The organism is Deinococcus piscis (assembly GCF_014653275.1).
GTDB classification, from domain to species: Bacteria; Deinococcota; Deinococci; order Deinococcales; family Deinococcaceae; genus Deinococcus; species Deinococcus piscis.
The window spans coordinates 19,606-45,752 of the sequence record NZ_BNAL01000021.1; the positions used below are offsets into that span (position 1 = coordinate 19,606).

A 26,147-nucleotide genomic window follows, 5' to 3' on the forward strand; every position below is an offset into this window, starting at 1 on the left:
TTTATCCTACCCCCCTGGGGAGGGTAGAGTATTAAACCCATCTTCATCGCCTTCTTTTCCTGATCCCCTGCGCTGGATTATGCTGACCCCATGACTCAGATTCAGAACAATCAGATGGTGACCGAGCTGGACATTGCAGGCATGAGCTGTGGGCACTGTGTCTCGGCAGTCGAAAAGGCGCTGCGCAGTGTGCCGGGCGTAGATGTGGTCACGGTCAGCCTCGAAGAAGGCAAGGCGACGGTGCAGGGCAACGCTGAGCAGGCAGCCATGCTCGCGGCGGTGGCCGAAGAAGGCTACGTGGCGACTCCGCGTGGCTGATTCGGTCACGGATTCAGTGTCTGGGCCGGAGCACGCTCACTGTGCGGCTGGCCCACTTTGCATGCCTGAAGCCGAGCGTCTGGCCGCCCGCCGCCGCCTCAGCGTGGCGCAGGGTCACCTTCAGAGCATCGTCAGGATGCTGGACGAGCCGGAGGTGTACTGCGTAGATGTCCTGCGCCAGATCAAGGCTGTACAGGGCGCGCTGGACGGTGCGGGCAACGTGGTGCTGCGTGGACATCTGCAGGCCCATGTGGCCACCGCTGGCGAGCGCGGCGACACCGCCGAGATTGTAGAAGAGCTGATGCAGGCCCTCAAATACCGCTGACCCCAGCAGATTTCCGCGCTAGGGAGCGGTAGGGCAGCAACTCTCTGCTCACTCTTAACGTCTTTTCACGCCTGCTCGGACCTATTGGCTAGGCTGAAGGCGGTCAGTTTCACAGCCCATTTTCTGCGTCCCTGTGAGGTTTTTCTCAGTCGGGTTGGGTGCCCTAAACCGGACACTCTGTTGCAGAAGGGGCTGCCGCCTTCTTTCTTCTTCCCTGAAAGCGAGTCACGCATGCCTAAACCATCTAAACCGTCTAAATCCGATAAGAAGTCCGAGCAGTTGGGCCATCACCACGAGACGGGCAAGACCCAGGACCTTGCCCGTGATACTGCGCCGCACAGCGAGAAGGACCGCTTGACCGACAACTTCGGCCATGCCATCAGCGATGATCTCAATTCTCTCAAAGCTGGCGTCCGCGGCCCAACCCTGCTGGAAGACCATCTGCTGCGCGAGAAGATTCACCACTTTGATCACGAGCGGATTCCTGAGCGCATCGTGCATGCACGCGGTTCGGCGGCCCACGGTTACTTCGAGCTGACCGAGTCACTGGAGCAGTACACCACGGCCAAAGTGCTGACCGAGGTGGGCAAGCAAACCCCGGTCTTTACTCGGTTCTCTACCGTAGCGGGCTTTCGTGGCTCGGCGGATACCCCCCGCGATGTGCGCGGGTTCGCCGTGCGCTTTTATACCGACGAAGGCAACTGGGACATCGTGGGCAACAACATCCCGGTGTTCTTTATTCAGGACGCCATCAAGTTTCCTGACCTCGTCCACGCTGTCAAGCCTGAGCCGCACCACGAGATGCCACAGGCCGCCAGCGCCCACGATACTTTCTGGGACTTCATCAGCCTGACTCCCGAAGCCATGCACATGATCATGTGGCAGATGTCGGACCGCACCCTGCCGCGCTACTTCGACACCATGGAGGGCTTTGGCGTTCACACCTTCCGCCTGATCAATGCCCAGGGCCAGAGCACCTTCGTCAAGTACCACTGGAAGCCGGTGAACGGCGTGCATTCGCTGGTGTGGGACGAATCGCAGAAGATCATGGGCAAGGACCCCGACTTCCAGCGCCGCGCCATGTGGGAAACCATTGACCAGGGCGGCACCCTGGAGTGGGACCTGGCCGTGCAGCTGTTCACGCAGGAAGAGGCCGACGGCTGGGATTTCGACATTCTGGACGCCACCAAGATTGTCCCCGAAGAGCTGGTGCCCCTCAAAGTGATTGGCCGCATGGTGCTGAACCGCAACCCCGACAATTTCTTTGCTGAGACTGAGCAGGTCGGCTACAAGCCCACCAACCTGGTGCAGGGCATGGACTTTACCAGTGATCCGCTGATGCAGGGCCGCCTCTTTTCCTACCTGGACACCCAGCTGATTCGTCTGGGCGGTCCCAACTGGCAGCACCTGCCGATCAACCGCCCCCTGGCCCCGGTGGCCAACAACCAGCGTGACGGCTTCATGCGCCACGTCATCAATCCTGGCCGCGTGTCGTATCACCCCGCGTCGCTGGATGGCGGTTCCCCGCAGGAAGTGCCCCGTGAGCAGGGCGGTTTCGTGAGCTACCCCGAGCAGATCAGCGGCGAGAAGCTGCGCAGGCGAGCCGAAAGCTTCAGCGACCACTACGGTCAGGCGCGGCTGTTCTGGAACTCACTGGAACCCATTGAGCGCGAGCACCTCTGCAAAGCGCTGCAATTCGAGTTGAGCAAGGTAGAGACCCGTCATGTACGCGTGGCGATGCTGGACCATCTGGAGCAGATTCACCCGCTGCTGGCCTCGCAAGTGGCCGTGGCCCTGGGCGAAGCTCCCCGCGCTGATGAAGTGGTCAAGCCGGGCGGCACTGCCGACTGCGCCGAAGAAATGGAGCTGCTGGCGAAAGCTGAAGCTCAGCCCACCGCTTCAGGCGGCCTGACCAAGTCTCAGGGCCTGAGCATGGAAGCCCAGCCGCCCAAAGGTATTCGGAACCGGGTGGTGGCAATTCTGGCCGCCGATGGGGTAGACGGAGCTCAGGTGGACCAGATCAAGCAGGCTCTGGAAACCGAGCAGGCCAAGGGCGAAGTCCTGGGTCAGCACCTGGGCATGCTGGACGGCGGCGCTGAGGCCAAGAAAACCATCAGCAACTCCCACATGGTCCTGTTTGACGCGGTGATCGTGCCTGGTGGTGCTGAGAGTGTGGCTGCGCTGCTGGAAGACGGCGACGCCCATGCTTACCTGCTCGAAGCGTACAAGCACGGCAAGCCCATCGCGGCTTATGGTGAGGGACAGCAGCTGCTGCAAGGTTCCGACCTGGCGGCCCTGGTCGGCAAGGACCTGAGCGAGATGAAGGCGCTGGGCATCCTCAGTGCTGACGCCCCCAACATGGAGGAGTTTGTCCAGACCCTGTCCCAGCACCGCTTCTGGGGCCGCCCCGCACTGAAGCGCATCAGCAACTAAGTGCAGTAAAACCACGTGCAGTAAAACCACGTGCAGTAAAACCACGTGCAGTCAGCAGGAGTAGGCCAGGCGTTCTGGCAGACTGCGAACGGATTCCGCCCGGGTCCGTTTGCAGTTTTTGTTTGGCCCGGCCCCTGGCCTCTGGATACCAGTGCACTGCCGCAGACCGCCCTCAGACAACAATGGGTGCCTTGTCATAATCTTTTCGTATGATGTCCAACAGCACACCTCATCCGCTAAGGGTGGAGGTTTTGAAAGGTAGACAGGTAACTTGTGACTCAATCTCATGAACAGGAACTAGATCTCACTACCCTATGGCACCGCCTGAGGCGTGCACTTCCCTGGATTCTTGCCCTGAGCCTCGCGCTGGCAGGCTTGGCCTATTTCTGGTCCCAGTCCCAGCCAGAGGTCTATGAGGCCCAGGCGTCGTTGCTGGTGACGGGCGGTTCGGCTCAGGCGGCGGATGGTGTTCTGGGAGAGGCGCTTGTCAAGGCCCCACCGCTGCCTGAGGGTGCCGTTGCCGAAGCCCTGCAAAGCACATCGGTGATGGGACCGCTCACCGACAAGATTGCTGGGAGTCCTGCTATCCCTGCACCGGAGCAGCAGCGCTTGGTTCAAGATCTCAAGACGGAGTTGGCCGAGCGCAACCTAGAAACGGTGCGGCTCACGTCGCGGCTGGACCTGTATGGCAACGGAATCTACACAGTTTCGGGCCGTGCCAACACGCCACAAGCCGCGCAGGCCCTGACCAATCTGGCGGCCCAGTCGCTGCTGGAATGGGACAAAGACCGGGCGCTGGCGAGCGTGCGTCAGGCGCAGCAGGGCTTTGAGGGGCAGCTGAATCAGGTCGCTGCGGAGCTCAGGGCGGCGCGTGCTGGCACTCCCGAAAGGGCACTGCTGGTGTCCCGCCAGCAGGCTTTGCAGCAAAGTCTCACGCAGGTCGGCATTTTGGAGCAGTCGATTTCGGGAGTGTTACAGCCGCTCTCTGAGGCCATCGTGCCCCTGTCGCCCGTGGAGCCCAAGCCGCTAAGAAATGCGCTGCTGGCGGGCATCGTAGGTCTGCTGCTGGGTCTGGGCCTGGCGACCCTGAGGGCGGTGGCTGACCGCAAGGTACGCAGCGAAGATGACCTGCTGGACCTGGGCCTGCCGACGCTTGCCAGCCTGCCCAAACTGCGCCAGCGTGACCTCGTGATGGGTGGGCTGGTCCGCGCCGCCAGACAGGCCGGTCTGTACGAAGCCATCGGCTTTTTGCGGGTGAACCTGCTCTCGGCACTGCAAGGCACCGAGCATCCCGTGGTCATGGTGACCAGCTCAGCTCCTGGTGAGGGCAAATCAAGTGTCACGGCCACCCTGGCCGATGCGCTGGGCAGCACGGGCAAGAAAGTGCTGATCATAGACGCTGACCTGCGCCGTGGAACGCAGGCGCAGGTGTGGCAAAAATATATGAACGGTGCGCCTGCCACCTGGCTGTCTCTGACGGGAAGTGGCGGCGCGCAGGATACGCCCAGTGCGCTGCGCGACCCTCATAATGTTCAGGTGCTGGCTGCCGCTGAAAATGTCCACCTGCTTCCAGCGGGGCAGGGGATGCAGGACAGCCTCGGTGCGCTGAACGCAGGCCAGCTGTCTGAGGCCATCCAGCTGTGGCGCTCCCACTACGATCTGGTGCTGATTGACAGCGCTCCGCTGCTGGCCCTGGCCGACGGTCTGGTGATCGGAAAGGTGGCAGATGGGGTGGTGCTGGTGACCGAAGCCGGGCAGACCGACCTGCGGGCAGTGCGCAACTCTGTGCGCCGCGCCGAGCGCGCTGGCCTCAAGTTGCTGGGCTTCGTCATCAATAAGCAGAGCCAGAGCTCGGAAAGCAGCTACTCTTATTCCTATAGCTACAGCCCCAGAAGCCGAGCTGAAGGCTAGAAGCCATGACCTGCGGAAGCGCGCCCAGTGCTTAAGATACTGAACCACCCTTTTCTCGCTCTGATCTCCGCCAATTTCTTCAAGATCGCAGGTGTGCTGCTGATCAATAAGGTGGCGGCGACAGTGCTTACCCCGGAGGAGTTCGGTATCTTTGGGCAGTTTGTCGCTGTCTCGGCCATCATCAACATGCTGTCCTCAGCAGGCCTCAACAATGCCATTGTCCGCGACGTCTCGGCGGCGGAGGACAGTGCCAAGCAGGCCACCGGGCAGGACTACTTCTGGACCATGTTGCTGTTTTCCGGCGTGGCGGCAGCGGTCTTTTTGGGGCTGTACCCTCTGTTCGGCGGTGCCTGGCTGGGCACCGAACGGCTGACACTGCCGGTGATTTTGCTGGCCCTGAGCATCCCTGGCTTTTCCTTTTACATCTCTGCGCTGTCTTATCTCAGTGGCAGTGGGCAGCAGCGGCGCAGCGCAGCCCTTCAGGCATATGGTGTGCTGGCCGGTGTGGCCGCGTTCGCTGTGTGTGTGGCCTTTGGCCGCGACCTGGTGGGCCTCAGCCTGGGCTACCTGCTGTTCTTGCTGACCCCGGCGGCGGTCATGTTCGTGGCCCGCCCCTTGCCGCTCGCGTGGCCGGGCCTGTCCTGGTCATCGGTGCGCCGCAAGTTGGGCGACTCTGCCGCCATGTTCTCGGCCATCTTGTTCTTGCCTACGGCGTTGGTGCTGAGCCGCAGTCAGCTGGCCGCCAGTGCTGGCTGGGACACTGTGGCCATGTGGCAGGTACTGACCCGGCTGTCGGACGTGTACATGCAGATGTTCGCCATCTACTTCACTCATTTTTTTATGCAGCGCCTGCATACAGCCAGCGACGAATGGCCGCTCATGCGCCAAGCGGCCCTGCTCAATCTGGGGGCAATGGCCGCTGTGGGCGCGCTGTTTTATCTCTTTTATGACCTGGCTGTGCGGCTGCTGTTCACTTCTGAGTATCTGTGGGGGCGTGAGTTCGTCTTGTGGCAGGTCGGGGTGGACAGCCTCAAGGTGCTGACAGTGGTCATGATGTACACCTTTATTGTGCAGCGGCGGTTCAAGTCATATATCGCCGTAGAGTTGGCGCAGGCCGCGCTGCTGCTGGTGCTGGTCACCCAGACTTCTCTGGGAGCTTCATTGCAGGGCCTGTACTGGGCGCTGCTGCTGAGCGCTGCGCTGGGGCTGGCCGTGGCCGCCGGTCTCTATTTCAAAGGGAGGACGCAATGAATATCGCCATGGTGGTCGCCAAGTACGACGAAACCGGGTCTTCGCCCTATCTCACCAACGAGCTGGCCGACGCGCTGAGCGCGCGGGGGCATCACGTTACGGTGCTGTATCTGGACTGGGAAGCGGAAGCCGAACCCAAAGTCAAGTACCGTGAGCGGCAAACGCTCTATGTAGACCGCACCATGCCTAGAGGTAAGGGAATGGTAGCAATGGCCCGCAAGTGGGCTTTGGCTCCCCTGAAATATCTCTCGTTCAAGCAGGCCCTGGACAAGCAGTACGATCTGGCCATCTATTATTCCCCGCTGTTTGTGGCTTATCCGCTGCTGGCCCTGCACCGCCTCAAGGCACGGTTCAAGGTGGGCGTGTACTGGGACTTTTTTCCGTACCATCAAGTCGAGATGGGCCTGATACCGCGTGGGCCGGTGGAACAGGGCTTGCACGCGGCTGAGCTGCACCTGTTGCGGCAGCTGGATGTGGTGGCCCTGATGTCGCCAGGCAACCGCGAATCGTTTAAACGTGTGTTTGGCTGGAAGGATGATGCCAAGCTGCGCCTGCTCCCGATCTGGGGCGGCGGTGAGCAGTTGCCGCTGCGTGAGCTGGACCCTCAGAAATACTGCGTATTTGGCGGGCAACTGTCAGCGGGCCGCAACATTGAAGCGCTGGTGAAGGCCGCCGAGTTCCTACCGGATGACATCGAGCTAAGGATTTATGGGCGTGGCCCTTTGCAGCCCGCACTAAAAGCCCTGATTCGTGAACGCAGCCTGAGCAATGTCCGGCTGATGGGCCAGGTGAGCCGCGAACAGTATCAGCGCGATATCGCGGGGGCCTGGCTGGGACTGATCATTACTGACCCGGGCGCCAAGACCGATTCGTTTCCCTCCAAGGTCATTGACTATTTCCGGGTGGCCCTGCCAGTGCTGGCCATCACCGAAGCCAGCTCGGACTTTGGCAGTTTCGTGCAGGACACAGCGCGGGCGGGCCGCAAGCTGCACAGCGAAGACCCGCAGCAGATTGCGGCGGTCATCAGCGAGATGATCGGCAGCCCTGAGCGTGCCGAGTGGGGCCGCCGGGGGCATGAGTACTACTATGCCCATATGACGGCGGACCGCATTGCCAAGCAACTTGAAGACTGGGCGGCGCAGCCTGCCAAGGCCCAGCCGTGACCCAGCTGCGCCGAACCTCCTTTGCTCCCCTACCCGGCTCGGCAACGCAGGCCACAGGCCGGGGGCAGGCAGACGTGCAGAGCAATCTGGGCAAGCTCTTTTTGCCCTATCTGGTGTTCGTGTTGTTCAATCTCTGTACCTATCTGCTGTTTTTGTATGGTCCCTTCAATTGGCCGGTCCACAACACCGGGCTGATGTCGGGCTTGCTGGGGACATTTCTGGTGTTCTATACCGCTGGATACGTCTTCGGTGTGCAGCGTAAGGCGGGGCGTTCGGCTCAGGAAGTTAGCCAGTGGGTCGTCCGTCACCTGCGTATTTTGCTGCCTCTGGGCGCACTGATTTTTGCAACTTCTATCTATGTGTATACGGGCGAATTTTTCTGGAATACCGCCCGCATCTTCGGCGACCAGCAGAAAAACTACTACGACACCCTGCACTTTGGCGAGACATCTAGCCGCCTCCTCAATGCACCTTTTGGCCTGCTCAAGATCGCTGCGCAGCCCCTGATTACCCTGGCGCTGATCTACGCCACCATGAACTTCAAGCGGCTGAAGACGGCAGAAAAGGGCGCTTTGCTGGCTGTCTACCTGTTCTGGGTGCTGTTTTCGGTCTTTCGGGGCACCGACAAAGAGATTTTCGACATCGCAGTGATTTTTCTCACGGCCATGGCCGTCAATTACTACCGCTCGCTGACGGGCCGCGTCAGCCTGATGCAGTTGGCCCGCAGCCTGCTGTTTATCGGGGTTGCGGTGGTTACGCTGGTCGGCTTCCTGAGCCTGTTCTCGCAGCGCAAGCTAACCCGCATGGGCGGCAACACGGCGGTGTGTCTGGTGGAAGCGGGCGTCTGTGCGCGCGGCACCGATACGCCGCTGGGCTACATGTACGGCATGACCTCTTCGTACATGTCGCACGGCTACTACGGCATGAGTCTGGCCCTGCAAGAAGACTTCAACACCACCTTCCCCTTTGGGAATGCTCCGGCGCTCAAGCCGCTTTCGGATGTGGTGATGGGTGAGGACTACCTGGACCGCAGCTACCTCAACAAGATTGACCGCCGTGGCTGGGACAACGGAACCCGCTGGTCTACCGCCTACACGTCTTGGGCCAGTGATATCAGCTTCTGGCTGGTGCCGTTCGTGATGTTCCTGGTGGGCTGGGTCACGGCCCTGTCGTGGAAAGACGCCGTGTTGCGCGGGTCTTTGCTGGCCACGGCGGTGTTCAGCTTCATGACCACGATGTCGCTGTTCCTGTCGGCCAACAACCAGGTCGGAATCGCGCTTGATTCGCTGGCGGCTTTTCTTCTCATCACCTGTGCCTGGCTGCTCACACGGACCTACAAACTGCGGGTGCGCCGCGCCTAGGCGTGTGAAACAATAAAACAAGAATGAGCATAGTGAGATATGGTGAAATCGGAGGGATTCACTCATGACCAACCTACAGAACATAGCTGGCAAAACAGTCCTGATCACCGGGGGAACCGGGTCGTTCGGGAATGAGTTGCTGCAACTGATCAAAGACACTGATGTCCGGGAAATCCGTATCTTTAGCCGCGACGAGCTGAAGCAGGAGCACATGCGGGTTCGCATGAAAAACCCCAAAGTCAAGTTCTATATCGGGGATATTCGTGACCGCGCTTCGGTGGATCAGGCGATGGCGGGTGTGGACCTGGCCTTTCACGCGGCGGCGCTCAAGCAGGTGCCCAGCTGCGAATTTTTCCCCATGCAGGCCGTGCTGACCAATGTCGTGGGCTCGCACAACGTCATCGAGTCGGCCATTGATCATGGTGTCGGCTCGCTGGTGTGCCTGAGCACCGACAAGGCCGTGCAGCCGGTCAATGCCATGGGCATGAGCAAAGGCCTGATGGAGAAAGTCGCCACAGCCGCAGCCCGCCGCCTGGTGGATGTGGAAGGGGCCACCACCATTTCCAGCGTGCGCTACGGCAACGTGATGTACTCGCGTGGCTCGGTGATTCCGCTGTTTATTGAGCAGATCAAGGCGGGCAAGCCGCTGACCGTGACCGACCCCAACATGACCCGCTTCTTGCTGTCGCTGCGCAGCGCGATTGATCTGGTGCTGTTTGCCTTTGAGCACGCCCAGCAGGGAGACATTTTCGTGAGGAAGGCCCCGGCCAGCACCGTGGCCGACCTGGCGCAGGCGCTGGTCAACCTATTCGAGGCCGATGTGCCAATTGACGTGATTGGCACCCGGCACGCCGAGAAGCTGTTTGAGGTCCTGGCGACCTCCGGCGAGATTGCCCAGAGCGAAGACATGGGCGAGTACCTGCGAGTCCGCATGGATGTGCGTGACCTCAATTACGCCAAGTACTTCAGTGAAGGCAACCGCGAGGAGATCGCTCTGGAGGACTACCACTCTCACAACACCGAACGGCTGAACGTGCAGCAGGTCGAGCAGCTGCTGCTGACGCTGCCTGCGGTGCAGCAGGAACTGGCCGCCTGGAGAGCGCGGTGAAGGTTGCCGTCACGGGCGCACAGGGGATGCTGGGCACGCACCTGCGCGCTTACCTGCGGGCTTTTGAAGATGTGGAAGTGCAGCCTATCGGGCGTGCGGAGTTCGCCAGTGACCTGAGTAGTGCGCTGCGTGGCTGCGATGTGGTTGTTCATCTGGCCGGTATGAACCGGGGCGATGAGCAGGAGGTGGCGCAGACCAACGTGGCCCTGACCGAGCAACTGATTGCCGCTCTGGAAGAGGTGGGCGGTCAGCCGCATGTGCTGTTTTCTTCCTCAACCCATGTGGAGCGGGACACCCCTTATGGTCAGTCCAAGCGCCAGGCGGCGGACCTGCTGGAGGCCTGGGCCCAGCGCAGCGGGGGCCGCTTTACCAACGTCATCCTGCCCGGTGTGTTTGGAGAGGGCGGCAAGCCCTTTTACAACTCGGTGGTGGCTACGTTCTGCCATCAGCTGGCGGCTGGTGAGGAGCCAGCTGTGGACAGTGACGCGCCTATTGAGCAGATTCACGCTCAGGAAGTGTCGCGGCGAATGTGGCAGATGGTTCAGGACGGCCAGACCGGCACCGTGCGGGTCGAAGGCACCCGGCTGACCGTGCAGGAGTTGCTGGACACCCTGAGAGAGATGCGCCGCACCTACGCCGAGCACATCATTCCCGACATCAGCGCTCCTTTCCGGCGCGATCTGTTCAATATGTACCGCTCCTACCTGTACCCGGCGCACTATCCGGTCCCGCTGAAGCTGCATACCGACCCACGCGGCAGCCTCTTTGAAGCGATCAAGAGCCCAAGCGGTGGGCAGACGTTTATGTCCACTACTCATCCGGGCATCACCCGTGGCAATCACTTTCATACGCGCAAAGTAGAGCGCTTCTTGGTGTCGGGCGGAGAAGCTGAGATTCGCCTGCGGCACATCTTTGGTGATGAGGTGCAGGTGTTCCGCGTGTCGGGCGAGCAGCCTTCTTACGTGGATATTCCGACCCTTCACACCCACAACATCACCAATGTGGGCACAGAGACCCTGCTGACGATGTTCTGGACCAATGAACTGTTCGATCCCGCAAACCCCGATCAGGTTATGGAAATGGTGGAACCCCAATGAGCGAAGCAAAGACTCCGAAAAAACTGAAGGTCATGAGTGTGGTGGGCACCCGCCCGGAAATCATCCGTCTGTCGCGGGTGCTGGCGCGGCTTGATCAGTACACCGAGCACGTGTTGGTGCATACCGGCCAGAACTACGATTACGAGCTGAACGAAATCTTTTTCCGTGATCTGGGAGTCAAGAAGCCTGACCACTTCCTGGACGCCGCTGTGGGCACGGCTGCCGAAACCATCGGCAACATTCTGATCAAGGTGGACGCGGTGCTGGCCGAAGAGCAGCCCGACGCTGTGCTGATTCTGGGCGACACCAACTCCTGCCTGTCGGCCATTCCAGCCAAGCGCCGCAAGATTCCGATTTTCCACATGGAAGCGGGCAACCGCTGCTTTGACCAGCGCGTGCCGGAGGAGACCAACCGCCGCATCGTGGACCATACCGCCGACATCAACCTGACCTACAGCGATATTGCCCGCGAGTATCTGCTGCGCGAAGGCCTGCCGCCGGACCGCATCATCAAGACCGGCAGCCCGATGTTCGAAGTGTTGGGTCACTACATGCCCCAGATTGAGGCGTCGGACGTGCTGGAGCGCCTGGAACTCACGGCGGGCGAGTACTTCCTGGTGAGCGCTCACCGCGAGGAAAATATTGATTCCGACCGCAACCTGGCGGGCTTGGTCGAGTCGCTCAACAGCATTGCTGAGCGCTACGGCCAGCGCGTGATCGTCTCGACCCACCCCCGCACCCAGAAGCGCTTTGACGCGACTGGAGCCAAGTTTCACCCGCTGGTGGAACTGATGAAGCCGCTGGGATTCCACGACTACAACCACTTGCAAATGCACGCCCGGACGGTGCTGTCGGATTCGGGGACCATCACCGAAGAGTCGAGCATTCTGAACTTCCCCGCCCTGAACATCCGCGAGGCCCACGAGCGTCCCGAAGGCATGGAAGAAGCCAGCGTGATGATGGTGGGCCTCAGCCCTGAACGCATCATGCAGGCCCTGAGCATCCTGGAAGATCAGCCCCGCGGTGAAGAGCGCTTGCTGCGGCGGGTGGCCGACTACTCGATGCCCAACGTTTCAGACAAGGTCGTGCGGATTTTGCACAGCTACACCGACTACGTGAACCGGGTGGTGTGGCGCAAGGATGTGAACTGAGCCGTGCGCATCCTGATCATCTCGCAGTGGTTTGACCCGGAGCCGACCTTCAAAGGCGTGCTGTTCGCCCGTGAATTGCAGCGGCTGGGGCACGAAGTGGAGGTGCTGACGGGCTTTCCCAACTATCCGGGCGGCAAGGTCTATCCCGGTTACCGCGTGCGTCCCTGGCAGCGCGAGGTGGTCAGTGGTGTGCCGGTGCTGCGTGTCCCGCTGTATCCCAGCCATGACGGTTCCGGGGTCAAGCGGGCTGCCAACTACCTGTCGTACGCCGCGTCGGCCACGCTGGGCGCACTGCTGATGCGCCGCCCGGACGTGGCGTATGTGTATCATCCACCTGCGACGGTGGCGCTGCCTGCTGTGGTGCTGCGGGCGCTCAAGGGCGTGCCTTTCGTCTATGACATCCAGGATTTGTGGCCCGATACCCTGGCTGCAACCGGCATGATGGAAAATGCTGCCGTGCTGCGCGGGGTGAGTAGGGCGATGGACATGGTGTACCGGCAAGCGGCCCACATTGCGGTGCTCTCGCCCGGATTCCGGCAGCGGCTGGCCGAACGCGGCGTGCCTGAGCACAAAATCAGTGTGATTCCCAACTGGACCAACGAGGACAAGACGGACCTGACCCCGCCCACGCCAGAGCGTGCCCGTGAGCTTGGCTTCGCGGACAAGTTCAACGTGGTCTTTGCGGGCAATATGGGCAAGGCGCAGGCGCTGGATACGGTGCTGGACGCCGCCCAGGAATTGCGTGATGAAAACACCCGCTTCGTGATGATCGGCGGCGGTGTGGAGCAGGACCGGTTGCAGGCGCGTGCCCGCGAGCTGAACTTGCCCAATGTTGAATTTCTGCCGCGCCGCCCACCGAGCGAGATAGGGGAGATTCTCGCTCTGGCTGACGCTCTGCTGGTGCATCTGAAGGATGATCCGCTGTTTGCCATCACCATTCCCGGCAAGACGCAGGCCAATCTGCGGGCCGGCAAGCCCCTGCTGATGGGCGTGCGTGGAGACGCCGCGCAGATGGTCAAGGACGCTGGCGCTGGGGTGACCTTCACTCCGCAGGACAGTCAGGCGCTGGCCGCCGCGGTGCGCGAGCTGATGGGCTTGTCGGCCCAGCAGCGTGCAGAGATGGGGGTGAGTGGGGCACGGTACTACGAAGAACACCTCTCGCTGCGGGTGGGTGCGGCCCACTTTGCGCGGGTGCTAGAGCAGGCTGCTGCGGGCAGCACGCCGTACCTGCCGCTGAAACGGGTGCTGGATGTCGCTGCCTCCGCCCTGGGTCTGGCTGCGCTGGGGGTGCCCATGCTGGCGCTGGCCGCCCTGGTCCGCACCAAACTGGGAAGCCCCGTGCTGTTCAGCCAGCAGCGTCCAGGCCAGTACGGTGACACCTTTACCATGTACAAGTTCCGCAGCATGACAGACGAGCGCGGTCCGGACGGCAAACTGTTGCCAGACAGCGTCCGCCTGACACCTTTTGGCCGCTTTCTGCGCTCCACCTCTCTGGATGAGCTCCCAGAACTGTTCAATGTGCTGCGCGGCGATATGAGCCTGGTCGGTCCCCGCCCGCTGCTGAGCGAGTACATTCCGCTGTACTCTGAAGAGCAGGCCCGCAGGCACGCGGTGCGGCCCGGAATCACGGGTTGGGCGCAGGTGAATGGCCGCAATGCCATCTCCTGGGAGCAGAAATTCAAGTACGACAGTTGGTATGTCGACCATGCTGGACTGCGCCTTGACCTGCGCATCCTGCTGATGACCCTGCAAAAAGTGCTGGCGCGTGACGGCATCAGTGCGGGAGATCACGCGACGATGCCGGAATTTAAGGGGAACATATGAATGTCCTGGTCAGTAGTGCGGGTCGGCGCACTTCTTTGGTCAACCTCTTCCGTACGGCGGTCCAGCCGCTGGGCGGGCGGGTCATTGCCGCCGACATGGACCCGCTGGCTCCCGCTCTGTATCTCGCTGATCAGGCGGTCCGGGTGCCCCGAGTCACCGCTCCTGAATATATTCCCGAGCTGCTGAAGCTGGTGGAGCGTCACGCCGTGAACTTGCTGGTGCCTACCATTGATACCGAATTGCCGGTGTTGGCTGAGGCGCAAGAACAGTTCCGCGCTCTGGGCTGCCGGGTGCATATTTCCAGTGCTCAATTTGTCCAGATTACGGGGGACAAGTGGCTAACAGCTCAGGAATTTGCTGAGCAGGGCATCAGGGTGCCGAGGTCATGGCTGCCGGAGCAGGTGTCTGGACCGCTGTCTACGGCGCAGGACCTCCCCGATAAACTGTTTTTGAAACCCCGGGACGGCAGTGCCAGCATGCATACCTATAGTGTGCAGCGCAGCAACCTTCTGGACATGCTTCAGCAGGTGCCCAATGCCATTGTGCAAGAAGAAATTGTCGGCAAAGAAATCACCATTGACGCGTTTATTGGGCAGGACGGCACGCCGGTTCACTTCGTGCCCAGAGCGCGTATCAGGACGCTGGGTGGAGAATCCATTCAGGGAGTCACCTTGCCTGGCGAGGAGCGCCTGACCGCGTTCTTGAATACGGTCTTGGTGGCGGCTGCGAAGCTGGGCGGACGCGGAGCCATCACGCTCCAGGCCTTTGATACGGGTTCGGAATACATCCTGCTGGAAATCAACCCCCGCTTCGGCGGAGGCTATCCGCTGGGTCATGCTGCCGGAGGCGCATACCCGGAATGGCTGTTGCAGGAGTTGGCTGGAGAGCGAATCTTGCCCCGCCTGGGCCAGTATGAGGTCGGACTGTACATGACGCGGGCCAACACCGAAATTTTTACCCGGGAACCCAAATGGTGAGTGCAGACGGATGAGTTGGAAAAAAGGCCTGATCTTTGATCTGGATGACACTCTTTATTTGGAACAGCAGTATGTGACAAGTGGCTTTGGGGCCGTAGGGAGCCACTTGTCTCCTGAACCGGAGCAGGCGGCCCTCTACGCCCAGAAGCTGCACAGCTACGTTCAGCAGTTCGGGGATGGCCGCGCCTTTGATCATTTGCTCGAAGAGTTTCCTCAGGCCACTGAGGGCCTGACTGTGCAGCAATTGGTGGAGGTCTACCGTTCGCACATGCCCACCCTGGAATTGGACCAAGTGTGGCGTGAGCAGCTGCAAAAGTGGCGGGATGCGGGGGTGTTTCTGGGCCTGATCAGTGACGGTGCCCTGATTGGACAGCAAAATAAGGTCAATGTCTTAGAGCTGGAATCACTCTTCGACCATCTGATCTTGACCGATCAACTTGGCCGGGAATTCTGGAAACCCCACCGGCGGGCCTATGAACTGATGCAGCAGGTCAGTGGCCTCCAGGGACCGCAGCTGATTTACATAGGCGACAATGTCCTGAAAGACTTTATCGCCCCGCGCGCGCTGGGTTGGCACACTGTTCGCCTGCGGCTGCCTGGGCAAGTTCGGGAACTTCTGGAGCCAGCTTCTGAAGAAGCGCGGCCTCAGGCAGAAGCCCGCAGTGTGGCTGAGCTTATTTCGCAGTTGGAGACCTGGTTGCGCAGCGCAGGCTGAGCGTGGCTCTAACCGCCCGGCTGGGTCACGCTCTGTCATCCGCTGTGTCTCACTGCTGCTCCCTTATGGAGCCTTGGGTGTGAATTCGACGCGGCGGAGGTACAGGTTGCGGTCTTCAGTCTGCTTGATATAAGGATTGAGCAGCTGTGCAGCGAGCTTGCCCGCCTTGACGGGTAGGCGGATCAGTTGCCGCTCGCCAGACGGCTGCCCCTCATACAGGACTTGTCCGCCTTGTTCAAACCGTACCTGCGGGAACTGACCGTCAGCGTCCATCCCCCAGAGCTTCATTTCCAGGGTGCCGTCGCCACAAAGATTGAACACCAGCGGCGCTTCGTAGACCACGTGGGCACTGCCAAGCTCGGCGTCCCACTGTCCTGCTTGTTCGGGGGCTACGGTGATTGGTGGCGCACAGGACGGTCCTTGAAGGTTGATATTTTCCATGCCCACAAGCCGGTACTCCGACTGGTAGTAGTCGTTCAGATAGGCCAAAGTCAGTTCTCCAGCTTCTGGGACAGCAACCTCTACCGTGCGCGGCTGCGCGAAAGCTTCACTGGCCAGCTGCTTGCCGCCCAGGCTGATCTCGAGCCTGGGCGGCTCGTCGCCCGCCTGGTCGCCGTCGCCGGTCACCGTGAGGGTGCCTGGCCCACAGGCCTGTGCCCGCAACCACGAGCGCCCCAGCAGGTGGAAACCGTCTTCGCGCAGGGTGGCGGTGGCTCCATCGTCGGGATAGCCGGGCTCAAAGGCAATCGGCTGACCCGCCTGAGCGCAGCCCTCCAGGCTGGGCGCGGTGTACAGTTCGGGCACTTGTCCCGTCTGGGGCCGCAGCACCAGAGCACTCAGCCCACCACAAACCAGCAGGGGCAGCAAGGCAGTCCAGAGCAACTGCCCCGGCTTTGACAGGCGGGCAGCTGAAGCAGGCTGGACCCCTTCTGGGTGGAGTGGACCAGAGTTCACTGACTCACCTCCCAGCGGTGCTCTCCCAGCAAAGGCGCATTCGATCTGCCCGCAGCGGCATACAGCCGCAGGCTCAGGGTTTGGCGGGCATCCGGGCGAAGCCGCGCAGGCAGGTCAACAAAGTCCGATTGTCCAGCTTTGATGCGGACCACTGCGCTGCTGACTGGCACGCAGGTGTCCTGGCAGCTGCTCAGGACCGCCCGGTAGCTGCCGTCCGGCCCCTGAAACTGGGCCGTTACTGCGTAGGTCTTGCTGGAGCTGTCTGGAGCGATTGTCGCTGGAGCGTCCAGAAACATCAGCCGGGGGGCCTCTGGAGGTGCGGCGGCCTGGGTCATCTGAGGAGTTGCCCAGACGGGGAAGGCCAGCAGGGCTGCGGCTCCTGCCCCTAGCAGGCCCACCCGAAGTGGTGCAGGGGAGGCAAAAGCGGCAGGTTCACGCCCCAGACGGTAAAGGGCCGCCCCAGCCGCCAGCCAGAAGACCTCTGCAAAAAAAGGACTGGGCACCAGCAGCAGATTGTCGTTGACGGTGGCGACCAGCAGGCCAGCGACCACCGCTATCAGCAGGGCCTCACGGCTGTGCCAGGCGGCATAGATGACCAGTCCCAGCAGGGTCATCAGGCCTGCCGTGCCCAGCGGCCCGGTTTCGGCCAGCTGCTGCAAAAAGCCGTTGTGGGCGATGAGCCAGGGGCTGCCTATCCGGGCGGTCAGGTCGCTCATCCAATCTGGGCAGGGGGGAGCGACGCCGCTGGCATCGGGCCAAAGCTGGCAGGGCTGCGGCAACTGAAGAAAGCGCCCCAGGCCGTAGCTGCCCACGCCGCCCAGGGGATAAGTCTGGATGACTTCGGCTGTAGTGCCCCAGACCAGGTCGCGTCCACTGGAAGAGGTGTCGCTGAACCGGGCCAGGGCACTGATCCCGAGCCGCTCACCCAGCCACACGCCAGCCGCGCCCAGAGCGCCGAGCAGGGCAATGGCAGCGGCCCCCAGGCGGCTGCGCTGCTGCACACTTCCTGCCGCTGCGCCGATGATGGCCGCCAGCAGCGCCCCCCGGCTCCCTGAAGCCAGAATGATCAGGGCACCGCTCAGGCCCAACAACAGACGCCACGCTGGGGCGGACAGCCACGCCAGCCAGGGGAATGCGGGTGCAGAAGGCTGCTCTCCTGCGGGGTCCGTGCCTGGTTCGTGGGAGCTGAACAGCGCCAGCCACACTCCCAGGGTGCCGGCCAGCCCCAGTGTGGTTGATGTCATGTACGGGTGGGTCAGACGTGTGATGTAAATGTCCTGTGGATGACTGACTGCGCCGTACAGGGCCGTGGCATAGACCGCCAGCAGCCCCAGCCCCAGTGGGGCCAGCCCACGCCCACTTCCCAGCCAAGCCCCCAGGCCAATCAGGCCGCCCATCAGTCCAGTTCTGACAGTGGCACCGGCCAGGGCCAGGCCGGGGTCAGGGGCGAGCAGGGCCGGTACCATTTGGCTGAGGGCATAAAAGCCCAGCACCCACAGCGCTGCTGCTGGAAGCCGGCGCAGGCCAGGCCACCCGGCCAGCCCCAGCAGCCCCAGCCCCAGCACGGGGGGCAGCAACGCGAGCCAGGCCGCCAGTACTGGGGAGCCGGATGACGTCTGTGCGGAGGGTGCGGCAGTCACGAGCCGCACTATAGCGGGGCGCTGGTGCCACGCGCTCTGCTGCAGAGAGTGGATTTTTCAGCCGGTCAGCCAGCCGCACTGCTCTCGGCACAGCGTATTTCCGGGAAGCACAGTGCATTTTTGGGAAGCACAGTGCATTTCGGAAAACAGTCAGAAAAAAGCAGAAGCCCGTCAGGAAAAACACAGTATGCTGAGACCCGTGATGAATAAGGTGAGCGCAAGCGAGGTGTCTCGGCAGGGGGGGGCACAGACCTGGCCCGGCTGGCCCGTCTTTCCTGAGGATGAACGCCAGGCGGTGATGGACGTTCTGGTTTCGGGGCGGGTCAACTACTGGACCGGGACCGAGGCCCGCGAATTCGAGCGCGAGTACGCCGAATATCTGGGCGTTAGGCACACGATTGCTCTGCACAACGGTACCCTGGCGCTGGAACTGGCCCTAGAAGCGTTTGGCATCAGCGAGGGAGAGGTCATTACCACCACGCGCACGTTCATCGCTTCGGCCAGTGCAGCCGTGATGCGCGGCTGTGTGCCGGTGATTGCCGACGTGGACCCAGTGACCCAGAACATCACCGCCGACACCATCCGCCCGCTGATCAATGAGCGCACCCGCGCCATCATCGCGGTCCACCTGGCCGGCTGGCCCTGCGACATGGACCCAATTATGGAACTGGCCCGCGAACACGACCTGATCGTGATTGAGGACTGTGCCCAGGCACACGGCGCTTTCTACAAGGGCCGTCCCGTGGGCAGCATCGGGCACGCGGGAGCGTTTTCCTTTTGCCAGGACAAGATCATGACCACTGGCGGTGAGGGTGGCCTGCTGGCCTTCCATGATGAGCTGGCCGGTGAGGACGTCTGGAAAAAAGCCTGGGCGTTTAAAGACCACGGCAAAAGCTACGACGCGGTCTATCACCGCGACCACCCGCCTGGCTTCCGCTGGTTGCACGAGTCGTTCGGCACCAACTGGCGCATGTTGGAAATGCAGGCGGTGATTGGCCGGTTGCAGCTGCGCAAGCTGCCCGAGTGGATCAAGCAGCGCCGCGAGAATGCGTCTGTTCTGAACCGCCGCCTGGGCGAGTACGCCAGCATTCGCCTGACCCTGCCCCCAGAAGAGATCTACCACTCGTACTACAAGTACTACGCGTTCGTGCAGCCAGAAGCGCTGCGGGAAGGCTGGGACCGTGACCGCATCATGAATGAGATCGTGGCACGCGGCGTGCCCGCGTTCAGCGGTTCTTGCTCCGAGATTTACCTGGAGCGGGCCTTCACGCACGCTGGCTACGGTCCGCAGGAGCGCTTGCCGGTGGCCCGCGAACTGGGCGAGACCGCGCTGATGTTTCTGGTGCATCCCACGCTGAGCGGGGCCGATATGGAGGCAATGGCCGACATCATCTGCGCGGTGCTGGAAGAGGCGACCCGCTAAGGGAGCCGTGTGATGTCGCAGCCTTCTGAAATGCTTCCCCCATCTTCGCTGCCAGATCAGACCCCGCACGAGACGGTTCGCTCACACCAGTTGCAGAAGTTCGCCATTGACCTGGGCCTGTGGACGCTGGCCGCCGTGCTGGCTTATCTGTACCGCAAGCCGAGTGCGCTGACCGGAGGACTGAGCAGCACGGCGCTGAGTGAAGGCGTGCTGGCTTATTTCCTGCTTAGTGCGCTGATTATGGGGGCGCTGAGCAGTTATTACGGGCTGTACCGTCAGACCTGGCGGCGTATCGGGGTGCCGGACCTGCTGCTGCTGCTGCGGGCGGTCGTGCTGGCGACCGTGCTGGGGTTGGCCGCGGCCTTCTTGCTGTACGGCTTTTTGGACCTGCCGCGCAGTGTGCCGCTGCTGACCGGCGGGCTAGGGCTGCTGCTGCTCAGTGGGGTGCGCCTGCTGGCCCGCGTGCTGCATGAGCGGGTGCCCCGTGGGAGCCGCACGGACCAGCGGCGGGTGCTGATTGTGGGCGCGGGCGACGCCGGCAGCCTGATTGCCCGCGAGATGCTGCGGCACCCCGAAGCGCAGCTGCACCCGGTGGGCTTTGTGGATGATGACCCTGACAAGCGCGGCACCTCGCTGGTGGGCCTGCCAGTCTTTGGCGGCGTGTCCAGCCTGCCAGAAGTGGTCCGGCGCGAAGGGGTAGAAGAAATTCTGATTGCGGTGCCCTCGGCGGCGGGCACCTTCGTGCGCCGGGTGGTGGACCTCGCCAAAGATACTGGCGTCAGCTACCGTATCATTCCGGGTGTCTTTGAAATTCTGTCGGGCAACGTGTCTCTGGGCCAGATTCGGGACGTGAATCTCGAAGACTTGTTGCGGCGGCCCCCGGTCCAGCTGAATACCGCCGAGATTGCTGGCTACCTGCGGGACCGCACCGTGCTGGTCACGGGCGCTGGCGGCAGCATCGGCTCGGAAATTGTGCGCCAGATTCTGCAGTTCGGTCCTGGCCGGATTGTCCTGATGGGCCGGGGGGAAGGCAGCATTTTTGCCGTGCAGCAGGAGCTACGCCGCTTGGCTCCAGAGCTGCCGCAGGTTGCACTCATCGGTGACGTGCGGGACCGTGACCGGGTAGAACAGGTCTTCCGTGAAACCCGTCCGCAGGTGGTGTTTCACGCGGCGGCCCACAAGCACGTTCCGCTGATGGAAGCCGCCCCTTCCGAAGCGATTCTGAACAACGTGATCGGCACCCGCAATGTGGTAGAGATGGGCCTGAAATACGGCGTGGAGCGGCTGGTCAATGTCTCCACCGACAAGGCCGTGAACCCCACCAGTGTGATGGGAGCCAGCAAGCGCATGGCCGAAAAGACTGTCTCGGCGGGAGCGGCGCGGGCCAAGCCGGGGCAGGCGTTCGTGTCGGTGCGCTTTGGCAATGTGCTGGGCAGCCGGGGCAGCGTGGTGCCCACCTTCATGCACCAGATTCGGCAGGGCGGCCCGGTCACGGTGACCCACCCAGAGATGACCCGCTACTTTATGACGATTCCCGAAGCGGCGCGGCTGGTGCTGCAAGCTGGGGGCCTCGCCGAAAACGGCAAAGTCTACGTGCTGAACATGGGCAACCCGGTCAACATCTCGGACCTGGCCCGCGACGTGATTCGCCTGAGTGGCGCGCAGGACATTGAAGTGGTGTACAGCGGCGTGCGGCCCGGCGAAAAGCTGTACGAGGAGCTGCTGACTTCCTCTGAGGGCACCGACGCCACCACCCACGCTGAGATTTTCAGTGCCCGGTTGGAGCAGGTGGACCCTGAAACGCTAGACCGTGACATCGCGGGCCTGGAAGCGGCAGCCCGCTCCGGCGACTTCGGTCAGATTCGCAGCGAACTGGCCCGCATTATCCCCGAAAACAAGTTCGGTTCGCTGGGCTAGGGCGCAGGCGGAGGCCGCCGCCTTCTGAAAGTTGCCGCAACGCCCGCTTCACCCCGGCGCTGCGGCCTTGCCTCAGACTGACCGGATGCAGCCGCTGGCCGTTGTCTGGTTCAAAAAAGACCTGCGGGTGTCCGACCATGCTGCCCTCAGCCGGGCGGCAGAGCGGGGGCCGGTGCTGCCGCTGTACATTTACGAGCCCGAGCAGCTGGAACATGAGGAGTTCAGCGGGCACCATCTGACCTATTTGCACGAGTGCCTGCGTGACCTGTCGGCCCGCCTGGCCGAGCTGGGAGCGCCGCTGGTGATTCGGCGTGGCGAAGCAGTTGCCGTGCTGGACGCACTCAGCCGCGAGGTGCCTATCGGGAGCCTGTGGGCGCATCAGGAAACCGGGAATGGTGTGAGCTTTGCCCGTGACTTGCGGGTCCATGCCTGGGCGCGCTCAAAGGGCATTCCCTTTTACGAGCCGCCGCAGCAGGGCGTGATCCGGCGGATGGTGAACCGTGACGGCTGGGCCGACGCCTGGGAAGAGCGCATGGGGGCTCCGCCCCTGCCGGTGCCCACGCTGCGGGGTGTGCAGAGTGCGCTGGGCAGCGTGGGCGTGATGGATCACGCTGCGCTGGGAGTGAAGCCCAGCCGCAAAGTCATTCCACAGGGCGGCGAAACGGCGGCCCACGACGTGCTGGAATCGTTCCTTCAGCGCCGGGGACGTGACTACATGTGGGCGATGAGCAGCCCGCTGACCGCCGAGGACGCCTGCTCCCGGCTGAGTGCGCCGCTGGCGTTCGGGACCGTCTCGGCACGGACCGTGCTGCTGGCGACCCGCCAGGGGTTGGCGCGTGCTGTGGCCGAAAAGGACGCCCGCTGGGAGCGCTCGCTGCGGTCCTTCGAGAGCCGACTGCACTGGCGCGACCACTTCACCCAGCGCCTGGAATCCGAGCCGCGTATGGAGTTTGAGAACCTCAACCGGGCGTATGACGGCCTGCGTGAACCGCACTGGAATGAAGAGCATTTTCAGCGCTGGTGTGCAGGCCAGACCGGCTACCCACTCATTGACGCCTGTATGCGGATGCTGCGGGCTACCGGCTGGCTGAACTTCCGGATGCGGGCCATGCTGGTCAGCTTTGCCGCGCAGCACCTGTGGCTGCACTGGCGCAGTCCTGGGCTGTTTCTGGCGCGGCAGTGGCTGGACAACGAGCCGGGTATTCACTGGTCACAGATGCAGATGCAGAGCGGCACAGTAGGCATCAACCGCAGCCGCATCTATTCGCCTACCCGCCAGGCCCGCGACCAGGACCCTGACGGCGAATTTATCCGCCGCTGGGTGCCGGAGCTTGAGGGTGTGCCCGCCCCGCATATCTGGCGGCCCTGGGAACTGCCCCCGCTGACGGCGTGCGGCCTGGGCCTGCGGTTGGGGCGCGATTATCCCTATCCTGTGGTGGACGAGCATGCCCCGGCCCGTGAAGCCCACCGCCGCTTGCAGGCCGTGCGGGCCACCCCGCTGTTCGCCGCCGAGGCACGCAGAATCTACGCCCTGCACGGCAGCCGCAAAAAGGCCGTGATTCGTGCTGAGCGGGAGAAGCGCGGCCTCCCGCCCCGGCCTGAGCGTCCGCCAGCCGAACATTCACGCCGCTCCCGGCCCCCAAGGAGGCACCCCATGTCTGACCAACCCAACCTGTTCGACCCGCCTGCTGCCCAGCCTGCCGTAGAACTGCCTCAGGATTGGGGCGCGGTGCTGGCGGACGCCGTCAGCCGGCCCTCCTTTCACCGCCTGCTGGAATTCGTGGCGCACGAGCGGCAGACGGCTGCCGTGTACCCGCCGCCTGAGGACGTGTTCACGGCCCTGCGGCTCACCCCTTACCGTGACGCCAAAGTGCTGATTCTGGGACAGGACCCTTATCACGGGGCGGGGCAGGCGCACGGGCTGGCCTTTAGCGTGCGCCGGGGTGTGCGGGTGCCGCCGTCCTTACGCAACATCTACCAGGAGCTGCATGAAGATGTGGGTGTGACTGCGCCCCGCCATGGCAACCTGGAAGCCTGGGCCGAGCGTGGGGTGCTGCTGCTCAACGCTGTGCTGACCGTGCGTGAGGCCGAGCCCAACAGCCACGCGGGCCAGGGCTGGGAGGACTTCACTGACGCCGTGATCCGCGCCCTGAACGACAAAGAGGAGCGAGTGGTCTTCGTGCTGTGGGGAGCGTACGCCCGCAAAAAGAAAAAACTTGTGACGGCCCCGCAGCACACCGTGATCGAAAGTGGGCACCCTAGCCCGCTGAGCGTGCGGCATTTCGCAGGCACCCGGCCTTTCAGTGCGGTGAACCAGGCCTTGGAGGAAGCGGGCGAGGCACCGGTGGACTGGTCACTGCCGCAATAGGACGTGCAGTAGGGCAACTGCCTGGTGGCGACCCACTGATGACTCAGCGGCGACTCAGGGGCCGTCTGAGGGCATTTGTAGAGTTTTCGAGACAGTGGCGGGCGTAAAGTCGAGGGGTGCAGCTCAGCGCATCCTTCGAGCACCCGACTGACGAACAGTACCGGAACTGGATTGAACGGCTCGCTATCGGTGCCGCCGCTCTCAATCTGCTGGCCGGCGTGCGGTTCGGGTTAGAGGGTGACTTGTTCCAGCTGCTGCTGGGCAGCGCCACCACACTGGTCATGCTTTACATCTGGTGGCTCAACCGCAGGGGCAATACGCAGGCGGACCATATTCATCTGCTGGCTATTATTGCGCTGGCTTTTCGCCTGCTGGGCGATATGCTACAGACCCTCTGGCAGAGGCTTCCTCCAGGCATCCTGCTGAGCCTTGAGTTGCTGATCCTGGCCTTGCTGATGCTGAACCTGCTCCCCCTACCACTGGCGGTCCGGGGCCTAGCGGGGTTTTTTGCCCTGTTTGTCATCGTGGCTCTTGCCTCTGGCCAGTTTGATCTGCTGGCCATCTCCATGATGGGGATTACACTGCTGGTGATCTACTTCAGCACTGTTTATAGCCGCCTGATCATTGAGGAGCGCTGGCAGAACTGGCTGCTGCGGGATCAACTTTCGACAGATGCCCTGACAGGCGCAGCCAGCCGCAGAAGTATCGAGGAGCGGTTCAGGGCAGTGATGTCGCAGCCGGCACCCTCGGGCATGCTCCTGATGGTAGATATCGATCATTTCAAGCAGCTGAATGACCGTTTCGGTCACGCGGCGGGCGACCAGGTCCTGCGGCATGTGGCCCAGCGGCTGATTCATGGCGTGCAGGACCCAGACTTGGTTGGTCGCTGGGGAGGCGAGGAGTTCATGATCCTGATGCTGGATATTCCCGGTCATGTGCGGCAACAAAGTATCGAGCGTCTACTGCACCTGGCGCGCCAACCCAGACCGGCCACCAGCAACCTGCCGGGCGTGACCGTCAGTATCGGGGCCGCCACCTTCTCCGAGGGACAAACCCCCGAAGAAGTGCTCCAGCGAGCGGACGAGCGGCTGTACCGCGCCAAGGCGCTGGGGCGCAACTGCTTTGTGATGGAGTGAGGGGAGCGGCGTTCTGGCCTTTATAGTTCAGACACCTGAACTGCTGCTGTGCTTCCATACCTCGCCGCTAGACAGTGCGGCCAGGAAATGCCGCTAGGAAATGTGGCTAAGCCAGTGTCAGGCGAGGCTGTTCAGGCGCCCCAGGAGGTGTCATGACCGTATTTGAAATTCCCAATGACCGGCTGATCTACAGCATGGACCGCCGTCACGAACCGGCCCTACGCGCTCCAGGCGGCAGCACCCTGATCTTTCATACCCGCGACTGCTTTGAGGATCAGATCCAGCAGCCCGCCGACTACACCGGGCTGAACTGGGACCGGGTCAATCCTGCCACTGGGCCGGTCTTTATTGAGGGCGCTCAGCCGGGGGATGCGCTTGCCATTGAGATTCTGAGTATTGAGGTGGGGGACCGCGCCGTGATGGTGACTGGCCCCGGCCTGGGGGTTGAAGGCGACGCCCTGGAAGAGTCGAGCGTCTCTCTGTTTGCGGTGCAGGATGGGCAAGTTTCTCTGGGCCGGGTCAAGCTTCCTGTCAGGCCCATGATCGGCGTGATCGGCACCGCTCCTGCTGGCGAGCCGGTGCCCAACGGCACCCCGGACGATCATGGAGGCAACATGGACACCACGGTAATCTGCGCCGGTCATACCCTCTTTTTGCCGGTGAATGTGGAGGGCGGGCTCCTGGCTCTGGGCGACCTGCACGCCGCTATGGGAGACGGCGAAGTCAGTGTTTGCGGGCTGGAAGTGCCGGGCAAAGTGACCGTCCGGGTGAGTGTGGTGCCGCAGTGCCGCTGGCCCTTGCCGCTGGTGCAGACACCGCAGCATCTGTACACCATTGCCAGCGCCGTGACGCTTGATGAGGCCGCCCAGCGGGCTGCCAAACACATGAGCGCCCTGTTGCAGCAAGAGGCTGGACTGAGCCGCGCTGAGGCAATCGGGCTGATGAGCGCGGCGGGGCATCTGCAGATCAGCCAGGTGGTTGATCCCCAGAAAACCTGCCGCTTTGAACTGAGCCTGGAGGTGCTGGCTCAGCTTGGCGTTGGCCCGCTGTGGTCACCAGCCTAAGACCCCACTAT

The 26,147-nt window shown here is 62.4% G+C and carries 20 protein-coding genes; 18 read left to right on the forward strand and 2 right to left on the reverse strand.

The genetic code is table 11. The features are described 5' to 3' along the window. Nucleotides 1–90 precede the first annotated feature (90 nt). The 13 genes from IE158_RS08820 (at nt 91) to IE158_RS08880 (ending at nt 15,634) form a co-directional block, all read left to right on the forward strand. The gene (locus IE158_RS08820) at nt 91–318 is read left to right on the forward strand and encodes a CopZ family metallochaperone (RefSeq protein WP_229839018.1); all 228 of its coding nucleotides are present in this window, start codon (nt 91–93) and stop codon (nt 316–318) included. A gap of 61 nt (nt 319–379) precedes the next feature. Beyond that, nucleotides 380–643: a metal-sensitive transcriptional regulator gene (locus IE158_RS08825; RefSeq protein ID WP_189643298.1), complete on the forward strand. Its 264-nt coding sequence runs from the start codon at nt 380–382 to the stop codon at nt 641–643. Nucleotides 644–874: 231 nt separating this feature from the next. Beyond that, entirely contained in the window at nt 875–3,076 is a 2,202-nt protein-coding gene (locus IE158_RS08830; protein WP_229839019.1) for a catalase, read from the forward strand. Nucleotides 3,077–3,349: 273 nt separating this feature from the next. Beyond that, nucleotides 3,350–4,987, forward strand: a complete 1,638-nt coding sequence (locus tag IE158_RS08835; protein ID WP_189643299.1) for a tyrosine-protein kinase domain-containing protein — start codon at nt 3,350–3,352, stop codon at nt 4,985–4,987. 93 nt (nt 4,988–5,080) lie between these two features. Continuing rightward, nucleotides 5,081–6,238 carry an oligosaccharide flippase family protein gene (locus IE158_RS08840; protein WP_229839020.1) on the forward strand — a complete coding sequence of 386 codons (1,158 nt, stop codon included), beginning with the start codon at nt 5,081–5,083 and terminating at the stop codon, nt 6,236–6,238. Beyond that, nucleotides 6,235–7,401: a glycosyltransferase family 4 protein gene (locus IE158_RS08845; protein WP_189643301.1), complete on the forward strand. Its 1,167-nt coding sequence runs from the start codon at nt 6,235–6,237 to the stop codon at nt 7,399–7,401. Before IE158_RS08840 ends, IE158_RS08845 begins: the two co-directional genes overlap by 4 nt. Then, nucleotides 7,398–8,762, forward strand: coding sequence for a hypothetical protein (locus IE158_RS08850; RefSeq protein WP_189643302.1), 1,365 nt, complete (start codon nt 7,398–7,400; stop codon nt 8,760–8,762). Before IE158_RS08845 ends, IE158_RS08850 begins: the two co-directional genes overlap by 4 nt. A gap of 64 nt (nt 8,763–8,826) precedes the next feature. Further along, nucleotides 8,827–9,870, forward strand: a complete 1,044-nt coding sequence (locus IE158_RS08855; protein WP_189643303.1) for a polysaccharide biosynthesis protein — start codon at nt 8,827–8,829, stop codon at nt 9,868–9,870. Beyond that, nucleotides 9,867–10,967 (forward strand): polysaccharide biosynthesis C-terminal domain-containing protein, encoded by a 1,101-nt coding sequence (locus IE158_RS08860; RefSeq protein WP_189643304.1) that lies wholly within the window; start codon nt 9,867–9,869, stop codon nt 10,965–10,967. Before IE158_RS08855 ends, IE158_RS08860 begins: the two co-directional genes overlap by 4 nt. Next, nucleotides 10,964–12,118 (forward strand): non-hydrolyzing UDP-N-acetylglucosamine 2-epimerase, encoded by a 1,155-nt coding sequence (wecB, locus tag IE158_RS08865; RefSeq protein ID WP_189643305.1) that lies wholly within the window; start codon nt 10,964–10,966, stop codon nt 12,116–12,118. Before IE158_RS08860 ends, wecB begins: the two co-directional genes overlap by 4 nt. Nucleotides 12,119–12,121: 3 nt before the next feature. Further along, nucleotides 12,122–13,942, forward strand: coding sequence for a sugar transferase (locus tag IE158_RS13735; RefSeq protein WP_308430683.1), 1,821 nt, complete (start codon nt 12,122–12,124; stop codon nt 13,940–13,942). Then, nucleotides 13,939–14,919, forward strand: coding sequence for an ATP-grasp domain-containing protein (locus tag IE158_RS08875; RefSeq protein WP_189643306.1), 981 nt, complete (start codon nt 13,939–13,941; stop codon nt 14,917–14,919). Before IE158_RS13735 ends, IE158_RS08875 begins: the two co-directional genes overlap by 4 nt. A gap of 10 nt (nt 14,920–14,929) precedes the next feature. Beyond that, nucleotides 14,930–15,634 (forward strand): HAD family hydrolase, encoded by a 705-nt coding sequence (locus IE158_RS08880; protein ID WP_189643307.1) that lies wholly within the window; start codon nt 14,930–14,932, stop codon nt 15,632–15,634. A gap of 63 nt (nt 15,635–15,697) precedes the next feature. On the opposite strand, the gene IE158_RS08885 is transcribed toward IE158_RS08880, so the two are convergent. Together IE158_RS08885 and IE158_RS08890 are read right to left on the reverse strand one after the other, a co-directional pair. Then, complete coding sequence (locus IE158_RS08885; RefSeq protein WP_189643308.1) at nt 15,698–16,588, reverse strand: hypothetical protein; 891 nt, start codon at nt 16,586–16,588, stop codon at nt 15,698–15,700. Beyond that, nucleotides 16,585–18,228 carry an O-antigen ligase family protein gene (locus IE158_RS08890; RefSeq protein WP_229839021.1) on the reverse strand — a complete coding sequence of 548 codons (1,644 nt, stop codon included), beginning with the start codon at nt 18,226–18,228 and terminating at the stop codon, nt 16,585–16,587. Before IE158_RS08890 ends, IE158_RS08885 begins: the two co-directional genes overlap by 4 nt. A gap of 202 nt (nt 18,229–18,430) precedes the next feature. Between IE158_RS08890 and IE158_RS08895 the strand changes: the two genes are divergently transcribed. The 5 genes from IE158_RS08895 (at nt 18,431) to IE158_RS08915 (ending at nt 26,136) form a co-directional block, all read left to right on the forward strand. Beyond that, nucleotides 18,431–19,651 (forward strand): DegT/DnrJ/EryC1/StrS family aminotransferase, encoded by a 1,221-nt coding sequence (locus tag IE158_RS08895; protein WP_229839022.1) that lies wholly within the window; start codon nt 18,431–18,433, stop codon nt 19,649–19,651. A gap of 12 nt (nt 19,652–19,663) precedes the next feature. Next, the gene (locus IE158_RS08900; RefSeq protein WP_229839023.1) at nt 19,664–21,568 is read left to right on the forward strand and encodes a polysaccharide biosynthesis protein; all 1,905 of its coding nucleotides are present in this window, start codon (nt 19,664–19,666) and stop codon (nt 21,566–21,568) included. 67 nt (nt 21,569–21,635) lie between these two features. Continuing rightward, complete coding sequence (gene ung / locus IE158_RS08905) at nt 21,636–23,936, forward strand: uracil-DNA glycosylase (protein WP_229839024.1); 2,301 nt, start codon at nt 21,636–21,638, stop codon at nt 23,934–23,936. A 116-nt stretch (nt 23,937–24,052) separates the two neighbouring features. Continuing rightward, complete coding sequence (locus IE158_RS08910; RefSeq protein ID WP_189643310.1) at nt 24,053–25,072, forward strand: GGDEF domain-containing protein; 1,020 nt, start codon at nt 24,053–24,055, stop codon at nt 25,070–25,072. Nucleotides 25,073–25,224: 152 nt separating this feature from the next. Next, complete coding sequence (locus IE158_RS08915; protein ID WP_189643311.1) at nt 25,225–26,136, forward strand: acetamidase/formamidase family protein; 912 nt, start codon at nt 25,225–25,227, stop codon at nt 26,134–26,136. Nucleotides 26,137–26,147 lie beyond the last annotated feature (11 nt).

What these genes read in the sequence shown, in the direction of transcription:
- wecB (WP_189643305.1), top strand. Translation starts at nt 10,964, where the DNA reads ATGAGCGAAGCAAAGACTCCGAAAAAACTGAAGGTCATGAGTGTGGTG.
- IE158_RS08845 (WP_189643301.1), top strand. Translation starts at nt 6,235, where the DNA reads ATGAATATCGCCATGGTGGTCGCCAAGTACGACGAAACCGGGTCTTCG.
- IE158_RS08875 (WP_189643306.1), top strand. Translation starts at nt 13,939, where the DNA reads ATGAATGTCCTGGTCAGTAGTGCGGGTCGGCGCACTTCTTTGGTCAAC.
- IE158_RS08880 (WP_189643307.1), top strand. Translation starts at nt 14,930, where the DNA reads ATGAGTTGGAAAAAAGGCCTGATCTTTGATCTGGATGACACTCTTTAT.
- IE158_RS08915 (WP_189643311.1), top strand. Translation starts at nt 25,225, where the DNA reads ATGACCGTATTTGAAATTCCCAATGACCGGCTGATCTACAGCATGGAC.
- IE158_RS08895 (WP_229839022.1), top strand. Translation starts at nt 18,431, where the DNA reads ATGAATAAGGTGAGCGCAAGCGAGGTGTCTCGGCAGGGGGGGGCACAG.
- IE158_RS08830 (WP_229839019.1), top strand. Translation starts at nt 875, where the DNA reads ATGCCTAAACCATCTAAACCGTCTAAATCCGATAAGAAGTCCGAGCAG.
- IE158_RS08900 (WP_229839023.1), top strand. Translation starts at nt 19,664, where the DNA reads ATGTCGCAGCCTTCTGAAATGCTTCCCCCATCTTCGCTGCCAGATCAG.
- IE158_RS08855 (WP_189643303.1), top strand. Translation starts at nt 8,827, where the DNA reads ATGACCAACCTACAGAACATAGCTGGCAAAACAGTCCTGATCACCGGG.
- IE158_RS08825 (WP_189643298.1), top strand. Translation starts at nt 380, where the DNA reads ATGCCTGAAGCCGAGCGTCTGGCCGCCCGCCGCCGCCTCAGCGTGGCG.
- IE158_RS08820 (WP_229839018.1), top strand. Translation starts at nt 91, where the DNA reads ATGACTCAGATTCAGAACAATCAGATGGTGACCGAGCTGGACATTGCA.